This is a genomic window from bacterium, assembly GCA_018830565.1.
Taxonomy (GTDB): domain Bacteria; phylum UBA9089; class JAHJRX01; order JAHJRX01; family JAHJRX01; genus JAHJRX01.
Map to the genome: position 1 here is coordinate 12,158 of JAHJRX010000049.1, position 22,625 is coordinate 34,782.

The 22,625-nt window shown below is 33.7% G+C and carries 20 protein-coding genes; 14 read left to right on the top strand and 6 right to left on the bottom strand.

The window, feature by feature from the left end; genetic code table 11:
- Positions 1-48 precede the first annotated feature (48 nt).
- The 8 genes from serC to hisB all read left to right on the top strand — a co-directional run bounded on the left by serC (position 49) and on the right by hisB (position 8,332).
- Entirely contained in the window at positions 49-1,140 is a 1,092-nt protein-coding gene (gene serC / locus KJ849_04445) for a phosphoserine transaminase (protein MBU2599808.1), read from the top strand.
- Entirely contained in the window at positions 1,133-1,912 is a 780-nt protein-coding gene (locus tag KJ849_04450) for a methyltransferase domain-containing protein (protein MBU2599809.1), read from the top strand. The genes serC and KJ849_04450 overlap by 8 nt, the downstream gene beginning before the upstream one ends.
- The gene (gene bioA / locus KJ849_04455; GenBank protein ID MBU2599810.1) at positions 1,909-3,960 is read left to right on the top strand and encodes an adenosylmethionine--8-amino-7-oxononanoate transaminase; all 2,052 of its coding nucleotides are present in this window, start codon (positions 1,909-1,911) and stop codon (positions 3,958-3,960) included. The genes KJ849_04450 and bioA overlap by 4 nt, the downstream gene beginning before the upstream one ends.
- Positions 3,961-4,101: 141 nt before the next feature.
- The gene (hisD, locus tag KJ849_04460) at positions 4,102-5,394 is read left to right on the top strand and encodes a histidinol dehydrogenase (GenBank protein ID MBU2599811.1); all 1,293 of its coding nucleotides are present in this window, start codon (positions 4,102-4,104) and stop codon (positions 5,392-5,394) included.
- Positions 5,395-5,431: 37 nt separating this feature from the next.
- Positions 5,432-6,514 carry a histidinol-phosphate transaminase gene (gene hisC / locus KJ849_04465; protein MBU2599812.1) on the top strand — a complete coding sequence of 361 codons (1,083 nt, stop codon included), beginning with the start codon at positions 5,432-5,434 and terminating at the stop codon, positions 6,512-6,514.
- 296 nt (positions 6,515-6,810) lie between these two features.
- A complete protein-coding gene (locus KJ849_04470) occupies positions 6,811-7,437 on the top strand; it encodes a PIN domain-containing protein (GenBank protein MBU2599813.1) in 627 nt (208 codons plus the stop codon).
- Entirely contained in the window at positions 7,427-7,594 is a 168-nt protein-coding gene (locus KJ849_04475; protein MBU2599814.1) for a hypothetical protein, read from the top strand. The genes KJ849_04470 and KJ849_04475 overlap by 11 nt, the downstream gene beginning before the upstream one ends.
- A gap of 150 nt (positions 7,595-7,744) precedes the next feature.
- Positions 7,745-8,332 (top strand): imidazoleglycerol-phosphate dehydratase HisB, encoded by a 588-nt coding sequence (gene hisB, locus KJ849_04480; GenBank protein ID MBU2599815.1) that lies wholly within the window; start codon positions 7,745-7,747, stop codon positions 8,330-8,332.
- Positions 8,333-8,842: 510 nt separating this feature from the next.
- Here the strand turns inward: hisB and KJ849_04485 are convergent.
- Positions 8,843-8,986 (bottom strand): N-6 DNA methylase, encoded by a 144-nt coding sequence (locus KJ849_04485; GenBank protein ID MBU2599816.1) that lies wholly within the window; start codon positions 8,984-8,986, stop codon positions 8,843-8,845.
- A 114-nt stretch (positions 8,987-9,100) separates the two neighbouring features.
- On the opposite strand from KJ849_04485, the gene KJ849_04490 reads away from it, so the two are divergent.
- From KJ849_04490 to thiL, 6 genes are all read left to right on the top strand, one after another.
- Positions 9,101-11,209: a tetratricopeptide repeat protein gene (locus KJ849_04490; GenBank protein ID MBU2599817.1), complete on the top strand. Its 2,109-nt coding sequence runs from the start codon at positions 9,101-9,103 to the stop codon at positions 11,207-11,209.
- Between the two features lie 11 nt (positions 11,210-11,220).
- Complete coding sequence (alr, locus tag KJ849_04495; GenBank protein MBU2599818.1) at positions 11,221-12,342, top strand: alanine racemase; 1,122 nt, start codon at positions 11,221-11,223, stop codon at positions 12,340-12,342.
- Complete coding sequence (locus tag KJ849_04500) at positions 12,311-12,847, top strand: hypothetical protein (GenBank protein MBU2599819.1); 537 nt, start codon at positions 12,311-12,313, stop codon at positions 12,845-12,847. Before alr ends, KJ849_04500 begins: the two co-directional genes overlap by 32 nt.
- Positions 12,848-12,975: 128 nt before the next feature.
- The gene (locus tag KJ849_04505; protein ID MBU2599820.1) at positions 12,976-13,452 is read left to right on the top strand and encodes a bifunctional nuclease family protein; all 477 of its coding nucleotides are present in this window, start codon (positions 12,976-12,978) and stop codon (positions 13,450-13,452) included.
- The gene (locus tag KJ849_04510) at positions 13,445-14,635 is read left to right on the top strand and encodes a DUF362 domain-containing protein (protein ID MBU2599821.1); all 1,191 of its coding nucleotides are present in this window, start codon (positions 13,445-13,447) and stop codon (positions 14,633-14,635) included. The genes KJ849_04505 and KJ849_04510 overlap by 8 nt, the downstream gene beginning before the upstream one ends.
- 10 nt (positions 14,636-14,645) lie before the next feature.
- Positions 14,646-15,644, top strand: a complete 999-nt coding sequence (gene thiL / locus KJ849_04515; protein ID MBU2599822.1) for a thiamine-phosphate kinase — start codon at positions 14,646-14,648, stop codon at positions 15,642-15,644.
- A 4-nt stretch (positions 15,645-15,648) separates the two neighbouring features.
- On the opposite strand, the gene lnt is transcribed toward thiL, so the two are convergent.
- From lnt to folB, 5 genes are all read right to left on the bottom strand, one after another.
- Complete coding sequence (gene lnt, locus KJ849_04520) at positions 15,649-17,187, bottom strand: apolipoprotein N-acyltransferase (protein ID MBU2599823.1); 1,539 nt, start codon at positions 17,185-17,187, stop codon at positions 15,649-15,651.
- Positions 17,188-17,414: 227 nt separating this feature from the next.
- Positions 17,415-18,869 carry a glycogen synthase GlgA gene (glgA, locus tag KJ849_04525; protein ID MBU2599824.1) on the bottom strand — a complete coding sequence of 485 codons (1,455 nt, stop codon included), beginning with the start codon at positions 18,867-18,869 and terminating at the stop codon, positions 17,415-17,417.
- A gap of 27 nt (positions 18,870-18,896) precedes the next feature.
- Positions 18,897-19,937: a deoxyguanosinetriphosphate triphosphohydrolase gene (locus KJ849_04530; GenBank protein ID MBU2599825.1), complete on the bottom strand. Its 1,041-nt coding sequence runs from the start codon at positions 19,935-19,937 to the stop codon at positions 18,897-18,899.
- A gap of 12 nt (positions 19,938-19,949) precedes the next feature.
- A complete protein-coding gene (gene recG / locus KJ849_04535) occupies positions 19,950-22,100 on the bottom strand; it encodes an ATP-dependent DNA helicase RecG (protein MBU2599826.1) in 2,151 nt (716 codons plus the stop codon).
- A gap of 112 nt (positions 22,101-22,212) precedes the next feature.
- Positions 22,213-22,572 carry a dihydroneopterin aldolase gene (gene folB / locus KJ849_04540; protein ID MBU2599827.1) on the bottom strand — a complete coding sequence of 120 codons (360 nt, stop codon included), beginning with the start codon at positions 22,570-22,572 and terminating at the stop codon, positions 22,213-22,215.
- Between the last annotated feature and the right edge of the window lie 53 nt (positions 22,573-22,625).

Consider the following 22,625-nt stretch of genomic DNA (forward strand, 5'->3'; position numbering starts at 1 on the left):
TTTAAAAAATATAATAAGTTTTATCTTTATTTGAATTAGGAGGAATTAATGGTTAGAAAGTTTAATTTTAATCCAGGTCCCGCTGCGCTTCCCTTAGAGGTTCTTCAAGAAGTTCAAGAAAATGTGGTAGATTTTTATGGTTTAGGAATGTCTGTTTTAGAGATGAGCCATCGAAGTAAAGAATTTATTAATGTTTTAAATGAAGCTAAGCTGCTCTTAAAAGAGATCTTAGAGATTCCCGAAGATTATGAGATATTATTTCTCCAGGGTGGAGCAAGCTTACAGTTTGCTATGGTTCCTTATAATTTACTTAGAGATGGAGAGTTTGCTGATTATATTATTACTGGTTCTTGGGCCAAGAAAGCTTTAAAAGAAGCTAAGATCTTAGGAAAGGTTAACATTGCCGCCACTACTGAATCTGAAAATTTTAAAAGAATTCCTAAGCCGGGTGAAATAAAGCTCAATCAAGAGGCTGCTTATGTCCATATTACTTCCAATAATACTATCTTTGGAACTCAATGGAAGAGTTTTCCAGAGACAGGAAACGTGCCTTTAGTGGTTGATATGTCTTCGGATATTTTAAGTCGGAAGTTAGAGGTAAGCAAGTTTGGATTAATCTATGCTGGAGCCCAGAAAAATCTTGGACCAGCAGGAGTAACTTTAGTTATTATTAGAAAAGATTTAGCCGCGCGATGTCCTGAAACAGTGCCTACTCTTCTTAGATATAAAACCCAGATAGAAGAAAATTCTCTTTACAATACCCCTTGTGTCTTTGGGATCTATGTAATGAAGTTAGTCTTAGAATGGGTCAAGAAAAAAGGAGGGTTTGAAAAGATAGAAGAACTTAATACCAAGAAAGCAGGTTTAATTTATGAGGCGATAGATTCTTCTCAAGGATTTTATCGTCCCCATGCGGAGAAAGATAGTCGTTCTCTAATGAATATAACTTTTAGATTAAAGGATGAAAGTTTAGAAGATAAGTTTGTGAAAGAAGCCTCGTCGTTGGGATTCTATGGCTTAAAAGGGCATCGTTCTGTAGGTGGGATAAGAGCTTCTATTTATAATGCTTTCCCTATAGAAGGCGTGGAAAGATTAGTAGAATTTATGAAAAAGTTTGCTTTGGCAAACCAAAGTGGATAAATTAAAGATAAAAGATTATTTTTCTAAAGTAGCTCTAAGTTATGATTTTTATGCCCATCTTCAAAAAAGATGGGCAAATCATTTAGTCTCTAAAATTGGTAAGGGTAAAAATGTTCCTTGCCGAGTATTAGACATAGGCATGGGGACAGGAGGTCTAACTTTAAAATTAGCTAAGATCTTTCCTCAAGCCTTGATATTTGGTTGTGACCTTGCTTCGGGTATGGTCGAATGTGCTAAAGAAAAAGCAAGAAAAAATGGAATAAAGAAAGTTGAATTCATAGAGGCAGATTTTGAATATCTCCCTTATTTTGATTGTTTTTTTGATTTGGTCATTTCTAATGTAGCTTTTCAGTGGGCTCTAGATATAGACAGAGCCTTTAATGAGGCTTACCGAGTATTAAATAAAGGAGGAGACTTCTATTTAACCCTTTTAGGTCAAAATTCCTTAAAAGAATTAAGAGAGGCTTTGGAGAGAATAAACCCTGCCAGCTTTTCTGAACATAAGTTTTTTAAGGAAGAAGATATTTATCTCTTGATGAAGAATAAGCCTTGGCAAAGGTTTAATGTAGAAAAAAGAGTAAAGAAAGTGGCTTTTAAAGACATCCTCTTTTGTTTAAAATGGCTCAAGGCTATTGGAGCTAACTATGGGATTAAATTAAAGGCTGATGGATTAGCCTTGGGGAAGCAAATTTTTTCCCTTAGGAAGCTTTACCCAAAACAGTTTTATCTGACCTTTGAAATTTTTTATGTCTGGGGGGAGAATAAACTTTGAGAAGAGCTGTCTTTATTACGGGTACTGATACTGAGATAGGAAAGACAGTAGTAAGTGCCGCTATTATCCATACTCTTCAAGAGAAAAATATTAGCTGCGGAGTAATGAAACCTATCCAATGTGGAGGAGATGATATTCAAATCTTAAAAGAAGTATCTCAAATAAATGAACCTCCTTCTTTGATTAACCCCTACTCTTTTTCAAAACCATTCTCACCTCACTTAGCTTCTAAGCTTGAGAAAAGAAAGATCGATTTAGAAAAAATCTACCGTAGTTATCTAACCTTAAAAGAAAAATACCAAGTTTTGGTAGTAGAAGGAGCAGGGGGGTTATTGGTCCCCATTTCTAAAGATCTTTTCATGGTTGATCTGATTAAAAGATTAAATATTGGAATAATTATTGTGGTTGGATTAAGGGTAGGGGCGATAAATCACTCTTTACTGACCATAGAAATAGCTAAGAAGTATGGATTAGAGATTATTGGCCTTATCTTTAATCAAAATCAGCAAGAAATTTCACCTATTTCTAAAGAAGACAGTCCTTTAATCATCTCTAAATTAAGCCAAACCAAGATATTAGGAATGATTCCTTATTTAGAAGTTTTAGAAAAAAAAGGCAATCAAGAATTAACAAAGAGAGAGTTTTTTAAGGAAATAACTAAGAAGATTAATTTAAAATATATCTTGGAAGATAAATTACCAGCTAAAAGAAATAAGATCTTAAAAGATAGAGATCGTTCCTTAGTTTGGCATCCTTTTACCCAGATGAAAGATTATCAAGAACTAGAACCTTTGATTATTGAAGAAGGTAAGGGTTGTTTTCTTAAAGACATAGAAGGTAACTGGTATTTAGATGGCATCTCTTCTTTGTGGGTAAACCTTCATGGCCATCAAAAAAGAGAGATAGACGAAGCCTTAATTAGTCAGGTTAATAAGATTTCACATTCTACTTTACTTGGATTAGGAAATGTTCCTTCTGTGGAATTAGCTGGTAAGCTTTTGGAGATCACACCCCAAGGGCTTTCTAAATTTTTTTATTCAGATAATGGCTCTACCGCGGTAGAAATTGCTTTAAAGATAGCCTTTCAGTACTGGCAGCATAAAAAAGAAGTCAAGAAGAATAAATTTCTCACTTTCTATAATGCTTACCATGGAGATACTATTGGGAGTGTAAGTGTGGGAGGAATTGACCTTTTTTATAAGACATTTGCCCCCCTTCTTTTTTCTTCTTTTAGAGTTAAAGCTCCTTATTGTTATCGTTGTCATTTAAATTTGACTTACCCTGATTGTCAGATAAGTTGTTTGCAAGAATTAGAAGATCTCTTAGTTAAGCATCACCAAGAAATAAGTGCCTTGATCCTTGAACCAATAGTGCAAGGAGCAGCGGGCATGATTATCCAGCCAGAAGGTTTTTTAAAGAGGGTGAGAGAATTAACTAAGAAGTACCAGGTATTAATGATTGCTGATGAAGTAGCTACTGGGTTTGGAAGAACAGGAAAGATGTTTGCTTGCCAGTGGGAGAGGGTAGTTCCAGATATAATGTGCTTAGCTAAATCTATTACCGCTGGTTATCTTCCCTTAGCGGTGACTATTACCACTGAAGAAGTTTATCATGCTTTTCTGGGTGAATATGAGGAAAAAAAGACTTTTTTCCATGGACATACTTATACTGGAAATCCTTTAGCTTGTGCTTGCGGCTTGGCTAATTTAGAAATTTTTGAGAAAGAAAAAATATTAATTAAGCTGGAAAATAAAATTAAATTTCTTAATCAAGAGTTAAAGTATTTTTTAAATCTTGAACATGTTGGAGAAGTGCGTCAAAAAGGATTTATGGTAGGGATTGAGTTGGTAAAAAATAAAGAATTAAAGATTCCTTATCATTTTGAAGAAAAAATAGGCCTTAAGGTAACTCAGGCGATTAGAAAAAAAAGAGCCATTTTGCGGCCATTAGGAGATACAATCGTCCTGATGCCACCTTTAAGTATCTCTAAAGATGAGCTTAAGTTTTTACTTGAAGTAACTTATGATGGTATTAAAGAGGTAGAATAAGGGCAGGGTTGCTTTTATAAAATACTTGAAATATAGTCATTATCTGGTAAACTAAGCCTTGTTTTGGGAAAAATTTACCAGAAAAATAGCTTTGGTGTTCCTATGGTCTATATTTACCTGACTAAATGAGGATAGGAAAGAATGAAAAAACTGAGATATTGGATTGATAAAGATAAGAAAGAAGTAAATAATAAGATTAAGAGAGATCTTCTTTCGACTGTAAATCCAGAGATTATTTCAAAGGTTTCAGAAATTATTGCCGAAGTTAAAGAAAACCAAGATCAAGCTTTAATTAAGTATACAGAATTATTCGATCAGGTGAAATTAGAGGAAGAAGATTTAAGAGTAAAGGAAGAAGAGTTTAGAGAAGCTTCTAAAAAGGTAGAAGAAAGATATTGCCACTCTTTGATGGTGGCTAAGAAGAATATTATAGATTTTCACGAAAGACAAAAAGTAAAGACTTGGGAAGAGAAAAAAGAGAAAGGGATAATTTTAGGCCAGAGATACCAGCCAATAGATAAAGTAGGCATTTATATTCCAGGAGGAAGAGCGCCTTTGGTCTCTTCAGTCTTAATGACCGTTATCCCTGCTTTAGTAGCTGGAGTGAAAGAGATCTTTATTTGTACTCCTCCTAACCAAAAAAGGGAAATTAATCCTTATCTCTTAATGGCTGCCAAGTGGTTAGGAATTAAGAATATTTATAAAGTGGGCGGTGCTCAAGCTATTGCTGCCTTAGCTTACGGGACAAAGATTATTCCCGCCGTAGATAAGATTGTAGGACCTGGAAATATTTATGTAACGATAGCTAAAAAGTTGGTTTATGGAAAAGTATCTATTGATATGATTGCCGGTCCTAGCGAAGTATTAATCTTAGCTGATGAAAGGGCTAAAGCTAAGTTTGTGGCGGCAGATTTATTATCCCAGGCAGAGCATGATGAGCTTTCTTCGGCTGTCTTAATTACTACTTCGGAGACCCTGGCTTTAGAGGTAGAAAAAGAAATAGCTCTTCAAAAGGAAAGGTGTCTTAGAAAAGAGATTATCGAGAAGTCCTTAGAGAATAATGGACTAATCATCTTAATTAAGGATATCCCTGAAGGTATTGAGATTATAAATAGCTATGCTCCTGAACACTTAGAGCTTTGTTTAAAAGAGCCTTGGAAGTATTTAGACGAGATTAGACATGCTGGAGCAATATTTGTAGGTAATTATACTCCAGAATCAGTGGGAGATTATCTGGCTGGCCCCAGCCATGTTCTTCCTACATCAGGAAGTGCTCGGTTTTATTCCCCTTTAAGCGTAGATGATTTTATGACTAAATCAAGCTTAATCTATTATACTCAAGAAGCTTTAAATGAGTATAAAGAAGATATCATCAATATCGCTAATTTAGAAGGGCTTGATGCCCATGCTTCTGCCATTAAGATAAGAGAGTAATAAGTTTTTTTTAAAGAGAAAGACGAAGAGAAAGACGATGTTTAATCTTAATGAAATAATCAGAGAACCAGTTAAAAAATTAACTCCCTATAAAGTTTGTCCAATAAGCTGTCCTATAAAATTAGATGCGATGGAGAGTCCTTATGATTTACCAGAAGAGATTCTCTTAGAGATTATAGAAAAAATGAAAGGGCTAAGATTTAATCGCTATCCTGACTCAAGGTGTAATAATCTAAGAGAAGTTATTTCTCTTGCTTACCAGATACCAAAAGAATACATCTTAATAGGCAACGGGTCTGATGAATTAATCTTAAATATATTATTATCTTTTGGAAAAAATGAAGTCCTATATCCTAATCCTACTTTTGAGATATATGGTCTAATAGCTAAGATGATAGGCTTAAATATTAGAGAGATTCCGCTAAAAGAAAACTTTGAGATAAACTCTAAAGAATTTATAGAGGGTGGACAAAATAATCTTATCTTTATTAGTTATCCTAATAATCCTACTGGAAATTGCTTTTCTAGGGAGTTCATTTACCAAATAATTGAAGAATCAAATAGTCTAATCGTTATCGATGAAGCTTACTTTGGTTTTTCAGATAAGACATTCTTGCCAGAAGTAAAAAGATACCCAAATTTAATAGTTACTCGAACATTTTCTAAGATGTTTTCTCTGGCTTCTTTACGGGTGGGTTTCTTATTTGCACCTCCTGAAATCATCGAGATTTTACTTAAGGTAAAGTTACCTTATAATATAAATTCTTTTTCTCAAGTAGCTGCTAAGATAATCTTATCCAAGGAAGATTATTTTAAAAAGAAAGCGGTGGAAATTATAGAAGAAAGAAGAGAGATGATTAATTTCTTAAAAGAGATAGATGGAATAATACCGTATCTTAGTGAGACTAATTTTGTGCTCTTTAAAGTTAAAGGGTACCGAGCCAAAGATCTTTATCACTTTTTGATAAAGGAGGGGATTCTAGGACGTAATTTTGAAAATATTCCTTCTCTTGCTGATTGTTTGAGAATATCAATAGGCACTAAAGAAGAGAATAAAATTTTTAAAGAAAAGATAAGAAAATATTTTAAAAAAAGCAAGATAGATAACTTTCTTGGTTGATAAAATCTTTAAGATAGGAGGCTATATAAAAAAAGACAAGATACTATTAAAAAAGAATGGGTTGTGTGGATAGCTTTGTTCCTTTTGCCTTTACTTTTCTATCCAGGGGCAATTTCTTCTTCATGGAAAAGTAATAGCGATATTCATGCCTTGTTAGAATTCTGGTCATTTTCTATGGCATTGCTTGCCGGGATAATGACGATTCTATATTTTTTTCAGAATACTTTAAGGACAAGGGAAATTATGAGTGTCATAACTGTCGGGCGTTTATCCTGGACATGAGGAATGTTTGTTTTATGATTACAGGCACAAGATGTTTTGGAAAGGTTCAGGGTAAGTATATAGAGAAGATATATGATTGCCGTAAATGCGAGGTTTATCTAAATAATATGGGTAAAAATAAGAGATGGGGTGTAAAAGGGATGGCTATGGAAGATAAAATGATGAGAAAACTTAAAATATATCTTGATACCTCTGTAATAAATTTTCTTTTTGCTGATGATGCTCCAGAGAAGAGAGATATTACCAAAGCTCTATTTGAAGAAATATCACAGGGTAAGTATGAAGTCTATATTTCTGAATTAGTTATTGCCGAAATATTTAATACTGAGGATGAAGAAAAGAAACGCAAGTTGCTTGACATAATTCAAACATATCAACCTAAAGAACTATCAGGAAGTGAAGAAGTGTTTCATCTTACGGAAAAATATCTTAAGGCAAAAATTGTTCCTAAAAGATTTGAGGAAGATGCGATACATATTGCCTATGCAGTTATTAATGATATTGATGTGCTAATCAGTTGGAATATGAGACACATTGTTAGACTAAAGACAAGATGGGGGGTCAACAGTATTAATAAAATCGAGGGCTATAAAGAGATTGAACTCATAAGTCCTGAGGAGGTGATAGAAGATGAAGACTAAAGAACCAACATCGATGGCAGAAATACACAAAGCTAGAGAAATAATCTATGAAAAAACAAAAGGTATGACTGCCAGAGAAAAATTAACATGGATTCATAGGGAAACTGAAACGGCTAAGAAAAAATATAACTTACAGTTATCGGAAGCCAATAGGTAAAAACGCTGAAATGCAAGAAAATTGGGAGATTAACCACGAAGGCACAAAGGCACGAAGGGAGGAAAGGTAATCGGTTATCAGGTGAAGAGGTGATCGGCAAGAGAAACAATTACCTGATAACCGATTACCATTTTCAAGATAGGGGGTGAAATGAGTAGAAAAAGCAAAGTAGAAAGAATTACCAATGAGACCCAAGTCTTAGTCTCTTTAGACTTAGATGGAGAGGGTAAACATGAAGTAAATACCAAAGTTCCATTTTTAGACCATATGCTCTCTTTATTAGCTAAACATGGGCTATTTAATTTAGAAATTAAAGCTACTGGTGATTTAGAAGTAGATAATCACCATCTGGTAGAAGATGTTGGACTTACCTTAGGAGAGGCCATTAATAAGGCTTTAGGAAATAAAGCAGGCATAAAGAGATTTGCTTTTGCTTCAGTCCCTATGGACGAGTCTTTGGTAGCTTTAGCTTTAGATATTTCAGGAAGACCGTTATTAGTGTATAATGTAAGATGTTTGCAAGAGAGAACAGGTAACTTTGAAAGTGTCTTAACTGAAGAATTTTTTAAAGCCGTGACTAATTCGGCTAAAATTACCTTTCACATTAATCTTCTTTATGGGAATAATACTCACCATATTATTGAAGCTATCTTTAAAGCTTTTGGTCAAGTCCTTTCTATGGCTACAACTATTGATAAAAGGATTAAAGGTATTCCTTCTACTAAAGGTAGATTATAAATGACAGATGATCCTTTCTCTCCCTTGACTGGAACACTTTCTATTACTACTCAAGCTACATAAACAGAAGGCCAGCTGAGGTCTTATAGTTAAAGATTCTTAGTTAAAGATAAAGAAAATCTTATGCCTTTCTTCTAATCCCTTCAACATAAACCACATTCAACCAGCAATTCTCATTATGAAATTTGACAAGACAGATTCTAGTCCAGTGTCAAAAACGAGATACTTATTACTCCAATCAGATAAGAAATAAATAAACAAGGAGTAATTATTAGACAGAGGAAGCTTAGGATATTTGCAACTGCTCAATATCCTGTGGCAATTCCATGAAATTGAAAACAACAAGGCAATCTAATTCGTTACAATTGTAGAAGTAAGCTCACAAAGCCGCACCATATCAGGTGAAATGTCGTAGCCGACAAAATGGTCTGTCAAATTTTTCGCTCGTCCGGCATAAGCGATTTAAATCCCCCTGCGACTTTACTACTTTCCCCCTTTATCAAAGGGGGATTAAGGGGGATTCCATGTTGTTTGAGAAGCAGAATCACAAATCGTTTCACCCTTTTTCGGGTCAACCACCGCCACAATAAAATCAATAATATGGCGCGGAGTGTACTTAACCCACTGTTCAAGATTGTTACTTTGCCTAACCATTGTTAGCGGGTCATAATGAGAATGGCTGCCCTATTTTCTTTTCTATTGACTTTGAAGCTTATTTTTAATAATCTTATAAAGGAAGTCTTTATTTAAAATCTTGGGGAAAGAACCATGCCTAAAGAAGAAAGAGACAAAGATCAAGATATTAATCATAATGGAGAATGGGACTCTTTTTTAAAAGAGTTAGATGATACTGATCTCTTCAAAGAAGATTCTTTATTAAAGCAAGATAGTAAAGAAAGACGCAGAGATATAAAAGAGGATAAGTTTGAAGAAGAATTATTTGAATCTCCAGAAAAAATAATCAAAGAAAAGACTAAGGAAAGGACTATAGAAAGCATTATAGATCAAGAGTTGTTTTCTGTAGAGAAAGAAGAAATTGTTTCCTTTGAAGAAGAAAAAGGCTTTGAAGGATTAGAAGAGGTAAAACCAGAAATTTCAGTAGAAAGGATTATCAAAGAAAAGGAAATAACCATTCCTCTTAAAAAGAGAAGGAGGTATCTCGAAAGAGCTCTTACCAAGATTAAGAAAATTAAAGAATATAAAGCCATTGGGCAAATAATTTGCTTAGCTGCCTGCATTGCATTAGCTGTCTTTCTCTCCTTCCAGGCGATCAATCGTTATCTCCAAGCCAGAGCATATCTCCATAAAGGAATTACTGCTATTGAAGAAAGGAACTTTAAAAAAGCAGAGGATTATTTTAAAAAAAGTTTCAAGTATAGCTTTAATAAGATAAAGGTATGTCATCAATTTGCTTTATCCTATGCTCCAATAAGACCTCAAACAGCTATCTTTATTTTAAAAGCTGTTTTAAGAGAAAAACCAGAAGATTTAAACTTATTAAATAGTTTACTGGTTGTTTATAGTAATTTGGGTAGCATAAAAGAAGCAGAAGATATTTATCATAAAATATTACGTATTGATTCTGAGAATGTAAAAGCTATGGCTGTGCTGGGACGAACTTATTTAAATCAAGGGGATATAGAAAAAGCTTTCTTAGAATGTGAAAAAGCCTTAAACATAAAGTATGACAATGTAAGTTCTTTGTTCTTATTGCAAAGTATTTTGATGAAAAAAAAGCTGTATAATGCTGCCACTGGTGTACACCGATTCATCTATAAGATTACTGAGGAAAAGCAATGTGATCCTTATATCTTATGCCAATTAGGCAAAATTTACTTTGAAAGAAATCGGAAGAAATTAGCGGAGGAGCTTTTTAGGGTTACGGTGAAGCATAACCCCAGTTGTCTGGAAGCTCATTATTATTTAGGTGTCTTATTTCATGAAAAGAAAATACTTAATAGAGCGGCCGCCGAGTTTCAATTTGTAATTAATAAAGATCATAAGCATGCTAATGCTCATAATGGTTTAGGGCAGGTATATTATGAAAAAAATATGATGGAAAAAGCCTTTTTCGAATTTAATAATTGCTTACGATTAGACCCCTCCCATAAAAAAGCTATTTACAACTTAGCCAATGTTTACTTTTACTACTTCGATGAATTAAAAAAATGTAGCCAACTTTATGAAGATGCTTATCGATTAGGAATTAATACAGTGGATCTACATTATAATCTTGGCGTGGCTTATTATGATAATAAAGAATATACCAAAGCCTTAACGCAGTGGAAAAAGATACTTCCTAAAGAGATAGATAATCCCTTTATTAATTATAACTTAGGAGTGGTAAATCTTAGATTAAATGAATTAGATGAAGCTAAAGAAAGATTTAGTAGAGCTTTAGTTATTTTCCAAAAAAGATTGCTCAAAGCCTATAAGAAATTAACTGCTAATGAAGAAAGGGAGATTCTTAATTGCATTTCTAATGTCTATAATAACCAAGGAATTGTTTACGAATTAATGGGAAGAAAGCGAGAAGCTATGACTTCTTTTGCTCAATCGGTAGAAGTTGCTTTCCAGGCTAAAAAGAAGAATAAGATTGCTTATGATAACCTTCAAAGGTTATTTCAAGGGATTCCCTTAACTATGGCTATTTTTCCTGTTTGTCTTGAGGATAAAATAAGTAAAGAATATATCAAGAAAGAAGTAGAGAAAAAGCCAAAATATTGGGAGTTTAAAACTACAAGTGATGCTTTTACTTATACAGTTTGTTTTTTGATCGCCTTATTTATCTTTGGAAGTTTTAAATTTTTAGTAAGAAAAAAGAGTGTCTTTGATCTTGTTTATCAATTATCCAGAAAAGCAGAAAGGGCTATTTAAGGTGATGAGAAGTGAATTGTAATTGTTGGGTAGAAATTAACTTGGATCGGATCAGAGACAATATCAAACAAATTAAGAATATCTTGCCAAAAGAGACTAAACTTTTAATAGTAGTAAAGGCTGATGGGTATGGCCATGGAGCTATAGAAGTAAGCAAGGTGGCCATTTTATCAGGAGCTAATTATTTAGCCGTAGCTAATTGTCAAGAAGCAATAGCCCTTCGTGAAGCTAAAATAATTACCCCTATCTTAGTCTTAGGCATTGTTTTTCCCCAGGATATTCTTAAAGTCATAAAATATGGACTTACTTTAGCTATTTACCAGCTAAAAACAGCTCAGAGTCTATCTTACTGGGCTGAAAAATATAACCAGAAAGCTAAAGTTCATATTAAGGTTGATTCGGGAATGGGTCGACTTGGAATTTTACCCCATGAAACATTAGATTTCGTAAAGAAGTTAAAGGAGTTACCTTTTGTTGAAATAGAAGGTATCTATACTCACTTAGCTACTGCCGACGAAGAAGACGATACCTACGCCCTCGGTCAGTTTAATAAATTTAAGAAAATCTTAAAGACCTTAGAAAAAGAAGGTATTAGCATTCCTTTAAAGCATATCTTAAATAGTGCTGGTTTTTTAAGATTTCCTTCAATGTGCCTTGATCTGGTAAGAATTGGTATTATGGCTTATGGTCTTTATCCTTCTTCTTATTGCCGTGAGAAGATTAGCTTAAAGCCAGCCATGTGTTTTAAAACAAGAATCCTCCAAATTAAAAATTTACCTAAAGACAGTGGCATTTCTTATGGTAAGACTTATATTACTTCTCAAGAGACTAAGCTGGCCGTGTTGCCGGTGGGTTATAATGATGGATATAATCGGCTTTTGTCTGATAAGGGAAGAGTGATTATCAAGGATAAAATCCTTCCTCTTAGAGGAAGAATTTGTATGGATATGTGTATGGTTGAGATAAGTGAGTTAAAAAAAGTAAGAGAAGGAGAAGAAGTCATTTTATTTGGAGATAATGAATTTCAAAGTATTTCCGTAGATGAGATTGCTAAAATTTGTCATAGTATAAATTATGAGATCGTGTGTCAAGTAGGTAAGAGTGTACCGAGGGTGCATATCTCATCATCATAAAAAAACCATGCCGATAAAAGAAAGAAAGAGAGACAAAGTTAAAGCCATAAGTCCTGTGGTTGGTCAAGTTATTTTAGCTGTAAATATCATTATCATCATTGGGATGTTCTTATATGCCAGACAACATTTAAAGACATTTAAAATTATTACATCTACCTTTAACCAGGTAGAATATCTTTTTCAAGTTACACTGCTTTCTAATAAAATTGACTATCTTTTAAAATTAGAAATGAAAAATAAAGAAAAAAAGCCTAAATTACTAAAGTTTTCCAAGCCTCAATATGAGTTTATTATTAAAAAATTTAAAAGAACTATCTGGCAGGTTTCTGGAATAAATCAAGAAGAAGTTCTTCTTTTGCCAGAAGGAAGATTATGCTTTAGTCAAATATGGGATCAAAGAAACACCTTAGGCGAAATGGTAGAACCAGGAGAATATCAAGTAGTGGCCAAGATTAATCTTTCTTCTCCCAGAAGCCTTGCTACTCAGATAAAAGTGAGAGAATAATCTCATTAGCTAACTATTACTTTTAATAGCATTTTTCTTTATGACTTTATGACAAGCCTTGCTAATATATAAAAGTGAGAGAATAATCTCATTAGCTAACTATTATTTTTAAGTTAAAGGAGAAGGTTATGATTGAGATGAAAGTTTTAGGAATTGCTTTAGATGCTAACAATAATAATATTCCTATCGTTGTTCTGGTAGATGAGAAAAGGAAAAGAGTATTGCCAATTTGGGTAGGATTCTTTGAAGCTCAATCAATACTGCTAGCTTTAGAGCATATTCCTGTTCCTCGACCATTATCTCATGATCTAATGTGTGATATTATTAATAAATTAGAAGGTAAAGTTACTTATATTTATATTAGTACTTTGAAGGAGAATACTTACTATGCCAAGATTAATTTAAAAAAAGGTAATCAAAATTTAGAAATTGATTCTCGTCCTTCCGATGCTATTGCCGTAGCCTTAAGAGAGAATGTAGCTATCTTTGTTTCTGAGCCAATTATTAATATGGCTTCAAAACCTAAGCAGCCTATTGACGAAGAAGAAGTAAAAAGATTTAAGGAAAAATTAAAGGATTTAAGTCCAAGGGATTTTTATGAGTAAGGTAGCTATTGTAGAGTGTAAAAGTTATGATGAGGAGGCAATTGAAAGTTCTCTTAGATTAGCTTTGAACCTAATAAGCCAAGACTTACATGAAAATATTTTAAAGAAATTAGTTTTTGAAGATAGCGAAGTCCTTCTTAAGCCAAATATGCTAGGAAGTTATTCACCAGACGCCGGTATCAATACTCATCCTAATATCATCAAAGTTGTAGCTAAGTTAGTTAAAGAATTAGGAGGTAGGCCGGTGATTGGAGATAGCCCAAGTTTTGCTATTAAAGGCGTAGAACAAGTCTGGGAAAAGTCTGGTTTTAAAAAAGTAGCTGATGAATTAGGGATCAAGTTAATAAACTTTGAAAAAGATGGTTTAATAGAGCTTGATGTTCCAGAAGCTACTTATTTTAAGAAATTATATCTAGCTAAAAAAGCTAAAAATGTTGACGTTCTTATTAACCTCCCTAAGTTTAAGACCCACACTAATACCATCCTAACTGGAGCTATCAAGAATTTGTTAGGTTTAGTTCCAGGGTTTTTAAAAGCAGAATTTCATCGACGAGCGATTCGTTCTTCTGAATTTGGAGTAGCTCTGGCTGAGATTCTATCAGTCATAAAGCCTTCTTTGAATATTATGGATGCGGTGATCGGCATGGAAGGAGATGGTCCTACTGCTGGAAAGTTACGAGTTATTAATTTACTCTTAGTAAGTACTGATGCCGTAGCCTTAGATGCTGTTTTTGCTGGTTTAGTCTGGGTAAGCCCTCTTTCTGTTCCTCCTGTTTTTGCTGCTTACCAAAAAAGATTAGGAGAAGCTAATTTAAAGAAGATAGAGATCGTAGGTATTCCTTTAAACAAAGCTCGTTTGTCTAATTTTATCCTACCCAATCAAAGTTTGATCAATAAAATCCCCCTACCGATGGCTAAAATTATTGCTAATTTAGTTAAAGTTCGGCCAGTAATTTTGGAAGATAGATGCACCAAGTGCAAACTTTGTCTAAAAGGATGTCCCGTCAAGGCTATTTATTTAAAAAGAGGCAGAATTAAGGTTAATTACAACCTTTGTATAGAATGTTTTTGTTGTTATGAATTTTGTCATTACTATGCCTTTAGACTTAGAAAATCTTTCCTTACTTTTATCTATTTTAAGATATTAGGTCTCATTAATAAGATCAAGAGATTATGGTGGTAAGGTTAAAAGAGTGATAAGGTTAAAAGATCTGGGTGAGATAAACCTGATTGAACGTTTCCGAAACAATATTTCCTACCCTCATTCTAAGATTATATTAGGGATAGGCGATGATGCAGCGGTAGTAAAGAATAGGGCTAACAAATACTTAGTAGCTACTACCGATTTTTTTATTGAAGATGTTCATTTTGATCTAAAATTTTCAACTTTTTATCAAATTGGATGGAAGGCCACGGCTGTTAATCTTAGCGATATCGCGGCTATGGGAGCTACTCCTAAATACTTATTACTTTCCGTAGGTTTGCCTGAAGATTTAGCTATTTCTTCCTGGGATGAAATTTGTAAAGGAATTTTAGACCTGTCTTCAAAATTTAAGGTCCATATTATTGGAGGAGACATGGTTAAATCCCATAAGTTATTAATTAATATTACTTTATTAGGAGAAGTAGCCAAGGATGGTTACGTTTCGCGGCGGGGAATTAAAAGAGGAGAAAAGTTAGCGGTAACAGGATGCTTAGGTGATTCTAAAGCAGGTTTAAATATTTTAAAGAACCAGCTAGACATTAATAAGAAAGAAAGAGAGATCTTAATTAACAAACATTTATTTCCTTATCCTAAAATAAAAGAAGGTTTAATTATTTCTAAGTATAAAGTTGCTTCAAGTATGATGGATATTAGCGATGGATTGAGTAGTGAATTATATAGATTAGCCCAAGAAAATGAGGTGGGGTTTAAGCTCTATGAAGAAAAGATTCCTTGCTCTCCTGCTCTTTTAGCTTTTTCTCAAAAGACTCAAGGTAATCCTGTAGAGATGGCTCTTTCTGGCGGTGAAGATTATGAGCTTCTTTTTACTTGCCAAGAAGAAAGATTAAAGATCCTTCAAAAAGCCAAAATTAATTATTTTATCATTGGAGAAGTTCTTCCAGAAAAAGAGATCATCATTTTAAAAAAAGGAGGATTTATTGAGAAGGTTGAAAGAAGTGGTTATGAACACTTTAAAGATATTCACTAAAAGGTTATTCCTTAGGGAGAATCTTGCTAAAAGAGATGCTTAGTTTTAAGCTGATAAGTAAAATCACGGTTAAAAGTGAGCACCCATGAGCAAAAATATCGCCATATTGGCTATAAAAAGTCTTAAAGGCAGAAGTAGAAATTTCTCCATGTAAGATTCCTTTTTGATAAACACTTAAACTTTTTTCTACCACTCCATAAGGATTAATAAGGGCGGAAATACCAGAATTTCCAGCTCTAACTAAAAAACAACGTCCTTCAATGGCTCGAAAGATGGCCATTTCAAAATGTTGAAGATGAGCAGAAACATTTTTTGACCAAGCATCATTAGTAATGTTAACCATAAAATTAGCTTGATGATTAATAAAGTCTTTAGCGATATAACCAAAGATATCTTCAAAGCATATTGAAACTCCTGCCTTTACTATTTGGTAATCTTGATGATAAAAACTTAAAGGATAAAAACCTTTTCCCGGGCTAAAATCTCCTACCATAGGGAGTAATTCTCTAAGAGAAGGCAAGAAAGGAAGAAGCTTTTTGAGCTTATTAAAAGTATCTTCAAAAGGAATCATCTCTCCAAAAGGAACTAAGTGAACCTTGTCATATCGACCCAGAATCTCTCCTTTTTTAGAGATTAAGAAGGCACTATTAAAGTATTGATCTCCTTTCTTCCCCGATTTTACACAGGGAATGCCAATCAGGAGGTTAACATTGCCTTCTTTAGCCAGATTTAAGACAGCATTTCTAATATCTGGATTTAATTCCCAAAGATTGTGAAGAGCAGTCTCTGTCCAGATAATTAAATCGGGATGATATTCTGCAACTGCTTTTTTACTGCTTTGGAGTAAGTCATTTAAGACTTCATTCTTGTGTTTATTCCAGCTATCATACCAATCGGGATCAATATTAGCTTGGATGATAGAGACCTTTAGATTTCTGGCGGGGATAAAGTCTTCCCTTAATCTTATCTTTCCATAAATAGTTAAGAAGAGAAAGATTAAAGGAATAACCAGTAAGTATTTTTTCTCTAATTTTTTTGTCATTACTTCAAATAAGAGAGAATTTACTAAGATGACCATAAATGAGATACCAAGCACACCTACCAGATCAGCTATTTGGATTAAAGTGGTGTTTTCACTTTGAGAATAACCAATTACTCCCCAGGGAAAGCCTAAAGTTCCACTACTGCGAAGATCTTCTATTAGGACCCATAACAGAGGAATAATCAAGAAGTGAAATTTAGAAATATTTTTCTTTATCCAGCTATATAAAAAGCCAAAGACCCCTGAGAATAAAGAAAGGTAAAGGCATAAGAAAAGAAGAGCTAAGGGATGATAAATTTTAATCCAAAATAAAAGACCGAGAGAAAAAGCTAAGCCTTGTAAGCTTCCTAAAAGAAAGCTCTGAGATAAGTTTTGACCTTGGAGAGAAAATAAGAAAGGAATTAAGAATAAGTAAGCAAAAAGAGAAAGACTGTAAGGAGGAAAAGATAGCACCGCTAAATATCCTGATAAAATTGCCAATAAATAAGGTTTGAAGTTCAAATGTATTTCCTTATAAAAGTGAAGGGCATTCCTATATCTATTCTGATAAAGTTACCAATATATGCAATCCATTAATTAAGTTGACATACCTCGTAGGGAAAATCCACCCCCTACCCCCGCCAGCAAGGGACAGTCTCGAGCTTATCCCCCGCTGGCGGGGGTAGGGGGTGGAAATACAAGTTATTTATCAGATTGCATATAAATAAGGTCTGAAGTAGCTCCAAAAATTAGGTTTTTTTAGCAAGGTATATTTTTTCATAAAGTTTAATATATTTCTTAGCGGAACGAGACCACGAAAAATCTAAACTCATACCTCTTTTGGCTAATCTTGACCAAATTTTTGGATCTTGATAAGTCTTAAGGGCTTTTTTTATAGTCCTTAAAAGACCAAAAGGCGAAAATTTACTAAAAGTAAAGCCATTTCCTTGATTTTCTTGCTCGAAGTTAAATTCAACTACGGTGTCAGATAATCCACCAATCTTGTGAACAATAGGGACACAACCATATCTAAAGCTGATTAATTGTCCTAAGCCACAAGGTTCATAGCGGGAAGGCATTAAGAACATATCACTAGCAGCATATATTTTATGGCCTAAAGGGTCGTCAAAATCAATCTTTACTCTTAGTTTATCTGGATACTTATTAGCCATAGAGATAAATAAGTCTTGATAAATCTTTTCTCCCTTACCTAATACAATCAAATATAAATTTAATTTCATGATTTTATCTATCGCTTCACTTAAAAGATCAAAGCCTTTTTGGTAAGTAAGTCGACTGACGATGCCGACTAAAGGAATATTTTCCTGGTAAGGTAAATTCAGCTCTTTCAAGAGACTGATTTTGTTTTTTTTCTTTTTTTCTAAACTAAGTTGGTTATAATCTTGGTAGATCAAGCTATCAGAAGCAGGGTCCCATTCTTGATAGTCTATGCCATTTAATAAGCCGTGAATAGTCTTATGGTGAAAGGAAAGAACTGTTTCTAATCCATATCCATATAAAGGGGTTTGAATCTCTTTAGCGTATTCTTTACTCACCGTATTAATGGCATCGGCATAAACAATGCCTCCTTTTAAAAGATTGACTTTTCCATAAAATTCTAATTGATCGAAGGTAAAAAAATCCCACCCTAAATTAGTAGTAAGCATTTCAGGAGCTTCAAACAATCCTTGATAAGCGATATTATGGATGGTAAGCAAGGTTCTTATTTTTTGATAGTTTTTTTCTTGACTATAAATGCTCTTTAGATAAACAGGAACTAAACCTGTCTGCCAATCATTACAATGAATGACCTCAGGAAACCAGTCAATTAACTTTAAAAGTTTTAAGACTGCTTGGGAAAATAAAGCAAAACGAGCGGCGTTGTCAGGATAAGCATCTTCGCAAGTTCCATAAAGACCGTCGCGATGAAAATAAGAGTCATTTTGGACAAAATAAAAAGGAACACCGTGAAAAACCTTAGATTTTATCGTAACCTTTTTAGTGGACGGGCCTATTTTTACTTTAAAACTACCCTCTAATTTTAAATCTTGGTCCTGAATGGACTTATATTTAGGAAGAATAACTCTAATATCTAGACTTGGATCTTGTTTTTTTAAATTTTGAGGTAATGTTCCGGCTACATCTGCTAATCCACCAGTCTTAGCAAAAGGAACTGCTTCTGAAGCCGCTAATAATATCTTCATCTTTTATCTCCTTAATCTTTATCTGAACTAATATTGCTTCAATTTCCAAGATTCTGGCAAGAATATTTTTTTATATAGAGAAATGACTTCTCGGTCGCTTAAGATAGAAAGATAGTCACAAATTAGCCTCTCTTTCTCGTGTTGATTCATAATATAACTAAATTCTTCCAAGACTGTCTTTGGATTTTCTAAAAAGTAAAAGTATAACTCTTTTATCACTCTTTCAGCTTTAATTCCCTGAGTTTTAATTCTAGGATGAGTATAAACTTCCTGGTATAAATAACTTCTAAGCTGATCGGTCGTTTTTAATACTTCATCACTCATCGAAATAAAGTTTTTGTCTTTGCTATTTATGATTACATCATAGACCATCGTATTAATTCTTTCCGAATGCCTTCTACCCAGTATCTTTAAGCACTCATGGGGTAGATCGGACATCTTAATCATCCGAGCTTGAATGGTATCTTCAATATCGTGATTAATATAAGTAATGCTATCGGCTAACCTGACAATAGTTCCTTCTAAAGTTACTGGTCGTAATTCTTCAGGTTCAATATATAAACTTGAGGAACCACGAGTATGTTTTAAGATACCATCTCTTACTTCATAGGTTAAATTTAAGCCTTGGCCATTCTTTTCTAATACTTCCACCACTCGTAAACTTTGTTCATGATGGCGAAAACCACTTGGAGATACCTCATTTAAGGCTGATTCTCCTATATGACCAAAAGGAGAATGTCCTAAATCATGACCTAAGGCAATAGCTTCAGTTAAATCTTCATTTAAACGCAAAGCTTTAGCAATAGTTCGAGCTATTTGAGAAACCTCGATAGTATGAATAAGTCTGGTGCATATTTGTTCCACTTCAGGAAATAACAAGACTTGAGTTTTATACTTTAATTGCTTAAAAGCCTTAGAATGAATAATTCGATCTCGGTCTCTTTGAAAACAAGTGCGGACATCACATTCTTTTTCTTTTTCTTTTCTTCCTTGGCTTTTTGCAGAAAGCATGGCATAAAAAGAAAGCTCTTCTCTTTCCCTTTTTTCGAATAGTTCACGCACGATCATAAAAGCTCCTAATTATTCTAATAACAAATCTTTTTCTAAGTAAGGCAAGTAACTACTTTTAAGATTTTGAATCAGTCTTTGGTTTTCTTCTTTTTGCAAAAGAGGATCTAAGGTAAATAACCGATCTACCTGGCTTTTGGCTTTTTTTAAGTAATCTACATCTCTAATGATATTAGCTAATCTTAATTCAGGCAGTCCATGTTGTCTTGTTCCGAAAAACTCCCCCGGTCCTCGTATTTCAAAATCAACTTCAGCAATCTTAAAACCATCGTTAGTCCCGATCATGGTCTTTAATCTCTTAATAGCATCTATTTGATTTAAATCAAACTCTTTCTCTTTGAAGGAAGAAGAGTTTACCTCTGCAGAGATGTGTTTTTTGGTAATAAAAAGACAGTAAGACTTATTCTCACCTCGTCCAATCCTACCTCTAAGTTGGTGAAGCTGAGAAAGACCAAATCTTTCTGCATGTTCAATCAGCATCACCGTAGCATTAGGAATATCAATGCCTACTTCAATCACGGTAGTAGAGACCAAGATATCAATTTCTTGATCTTTAAACTTATTCATTACTTCTTCTTTTTCAGAAACTTTCATCCTTCCATGAAGAAGTCCTAACTTAAATTCCTTAAATACTTCTTTTTGAAGCTCTTCTACCATCTTGGTAGCTGATTTTAAGTTCAGCTCTTTAGATTCTTCAACCAAAGGATAGACAAGATAAGCTTGCCTTCCTTTTGAAATTTCCTTTTTCATGAATTCATAAATCTTATTTAAGTCATCTTCACTTCGGCAGAAACTTCTTATTTCTTGGCGATTAGGAGGAAGCTCTGAAATAGTGGAGATATCTAAGTCTCCATACAAAGTTAAAGCTAAAGTTCGAGGGATAGGAGTAGCGCTCATTACTAAGATATCAGGTTTTTTTTGGTCTTGACCCTTTTTTTGGAGAGATAATCTTTGCATTACTCCAAAGCGATGTTGTTCATCAATGATACACAGACCTAAACGATGATAACTTACTCCTTTTTGAATTAAGGAATGGGTGCCAAGAATGAGTTTAGTTTGACCACTTTTTAATTCTTGTAAGATTTCTCTTCTGATTTTACCTTTAACGCTACTGGTAAGCAAAGCTACCTTTACTTCTGTCTCCTTGAGAAATTTTTTTATATTTAAGTAATGTTGCTCGGCTAAGACTTCGGTAGGGACCATAAAAGCTACTTGATAGCCGTTCTTAATAGCAATCAAGGAGGAAATGATAGCTACGACTGTCTTTCCAGAACCAACATCACCATGAATTAAACGACACATAGGAAAACTACTCTGCAGGTCTATTATAATTTCCTTGATAACTTTATTTTGAGCAGAAGTAAGGGAAAAAGGAAATAAGGAGTAAAAAGAGTTTAACTCATCTTGGTTGACTAGATACTTTATTCCAAGCTCTTCTTGCTTAACCTTGTGACGAAGATACCCAAAAGCTAATTGAAGATAAAAGAGCTCTTCAAAGACCAACCGCTCTTTAGCTTTTTTATACATCGACCAATTAGCAGGAAAATGAATATCTTGTAAGGCAGTCTTTAGGTCAATTAAGAAATGTTCTTTTAAGATATACTCGGGAAGAGTTTCCTCAATTTCGCTTAAATAAAGATCGCCAACGCTTTTTATGGTTTTACGAAGAAATCTTTGCCAATAAGAAGGTATGTTACTGGTAAGGCGATAGATAGGAACAATTCTTTTATTATGGATAAACTCATCTTCTTTTTCAAGCATCTCATATTCAAAATTAGACATTTGAAGGGCTTGACGGTATCTTCGAACTATTCCTGAAGCAACGATCTTACTTCCTATAGGTAAGTATTTTTCAATATAAGGTTGGTTAAAAAAGGATAAAGTAATTATGCCGGTGTCATCGCCAATCACTACTTTAGTTACTTTAATCTTTTTTCGGGGAAAACTACTCTTTAGGTGTCTTATGACCACCCCACAAATAGTCTCTTTTTCTCCTTCTTTAAGACTAAAGATAGATCTTATTTCAGTCCGATCTTGATAAATTCTAGGAAAATAATAGAGTAGATCTTTTATCGTTTCAATGCCTAACTTAGAAAAGATCTTAGCTCTTTGAGGTCCTATCCCTTTCAGATATTGAATGGAGCTATTCAAGCTCTTAGCCATTTACTTTTTTCGCTCTATTTTTATAGCTGTAAAATCTATTTAACCATTTAAGACTAAATGGAGATATTTAAGATTTAATCTATTTACTAGCCATTTACTTTTTTACTTTTTTTTACTTTTTTCGCTCAATCTCTACGCCGGTAAAATCTACTTGGCCACCTAAGTTAAGGTGATATTTCTTTATTCTTACCCCGACGGAAAGAAGATTAAAATTTTGTAAAATTTCCTTAGCGATCTCTTCCGCTAAAGCTTCAATTAAAGAAAAACTCTTTTCTTCGCAAATCTTCTTTATTAATTTATAAACTTCTTGATAATTAATAGTAAAAGCTAAATCATCGCTCTGGCCAGCTTTTTTTAAATCTAAATTAAGATCTAAGTCAACTACTATCTTTTGACCTAATTTACGTTCTTCTTCATAGACACCATGAGCGCCAAAAAAAGCCATACCAGAAAGAATAATCTTATCTTTCATCTTAATTACCTTGAAACTTAGTTTCTAAACTTTCTTGTTGGACAAAAGCTAAA

Bases quoted from the DNA above. Each gene is read 5' to 3' on its own strand.
- serC (MBU2599808.1), top strand. From the start codon at position 49: ATGGTTAGAAAGTTTAATTTTAATCCAGGTCCCGCTGCGCTTCCCTTA.
- hisD (MBU2599811.1), top strand. From the start codon at position 4,102: ATGAAAAAACTGAGATATTGGATTGATAAAGATAAGAAAGAAGTAAAT.
- hisC (MBU2599812.1), top strand. From the start codon at position 5,432: ATGTTTAATCTTAATGAAATAATCAGAGAACCAGTTAAAAAATTAACT.
- KJ849_04470 (MBU2599813.1), top strand. From the start codon at position 6,811: ATGATTACAGGCACAAGATGTTTTGGAAAGGTTCAGGGTAAGTATATA.
- KJ849_04475 (MBU2599814.1), top strand. From the start codon at position 7,427: ATGAAGACTAAAGAACCAACATCGATGGCAGAAATACACAAAGCTAGA.
- hisB (MBU2599815.1), top strand. From the start codon at position 7,745: ATGAGTAGAAAAAGCAAAGTAGAAAGAATTACCAATGAGACCCAAGTC.
- KJ849_04485 (MBU2599816.1), bottom strand. From the start codon at position 8,986: ATGGTTAGGCAAAGTAACAATCTTGAACAGTGGGTTAAGTACACTCCG.
- KJ849_04490 (MBU2599817.1), top strand. From the start codon at position 9,101: ATGCCTAAAGAAGAAAGAGACAAAGATCAAGATATTAATCATAATGGA.
- KJ849_04505 (MBU2599820.1), top strand. From the start codon at position 12,976: ATGATTGAGATGAAAGTTTTAGGAATTGCTTTAGATGCTAACAATAAT.
- KJ849_04510 (MBU2599821.1), top strand. From the start codon at position 13,445: ATGAGTAAGGTAGCTATTGTAGAGTGTAAAAGTTATGATGAGGAGGCA.
- glgA (MBU2599824.1), bottom strand. From the start codon at position 18,869: ATGAAGATATTATTAGCGGCTTCAGAAGCAGTTCCTTTTGCTAAGACT.
- KJ849_04530 (MBU2599825.1), bottom strand. From the start codon at position 19,937: ATGATCGTGCGTGAACTATTCGAAAAAAGGGAAAGAGAAGAGCTTTCT.
- recG (MBU2599826.1), bottom strand. From the start codon at position 22,100: ATGGCTAAGAGCTTGAATAGCTCCATTCAATATCTGAAAGGGATAGGA.
- folB (MBU2599827.1), bottom strand. From the start codon at position 22,572: ATGAAAGATAAGATTATTCTTTCTGGTATGGCTTTTTTTGGCGCTCAT.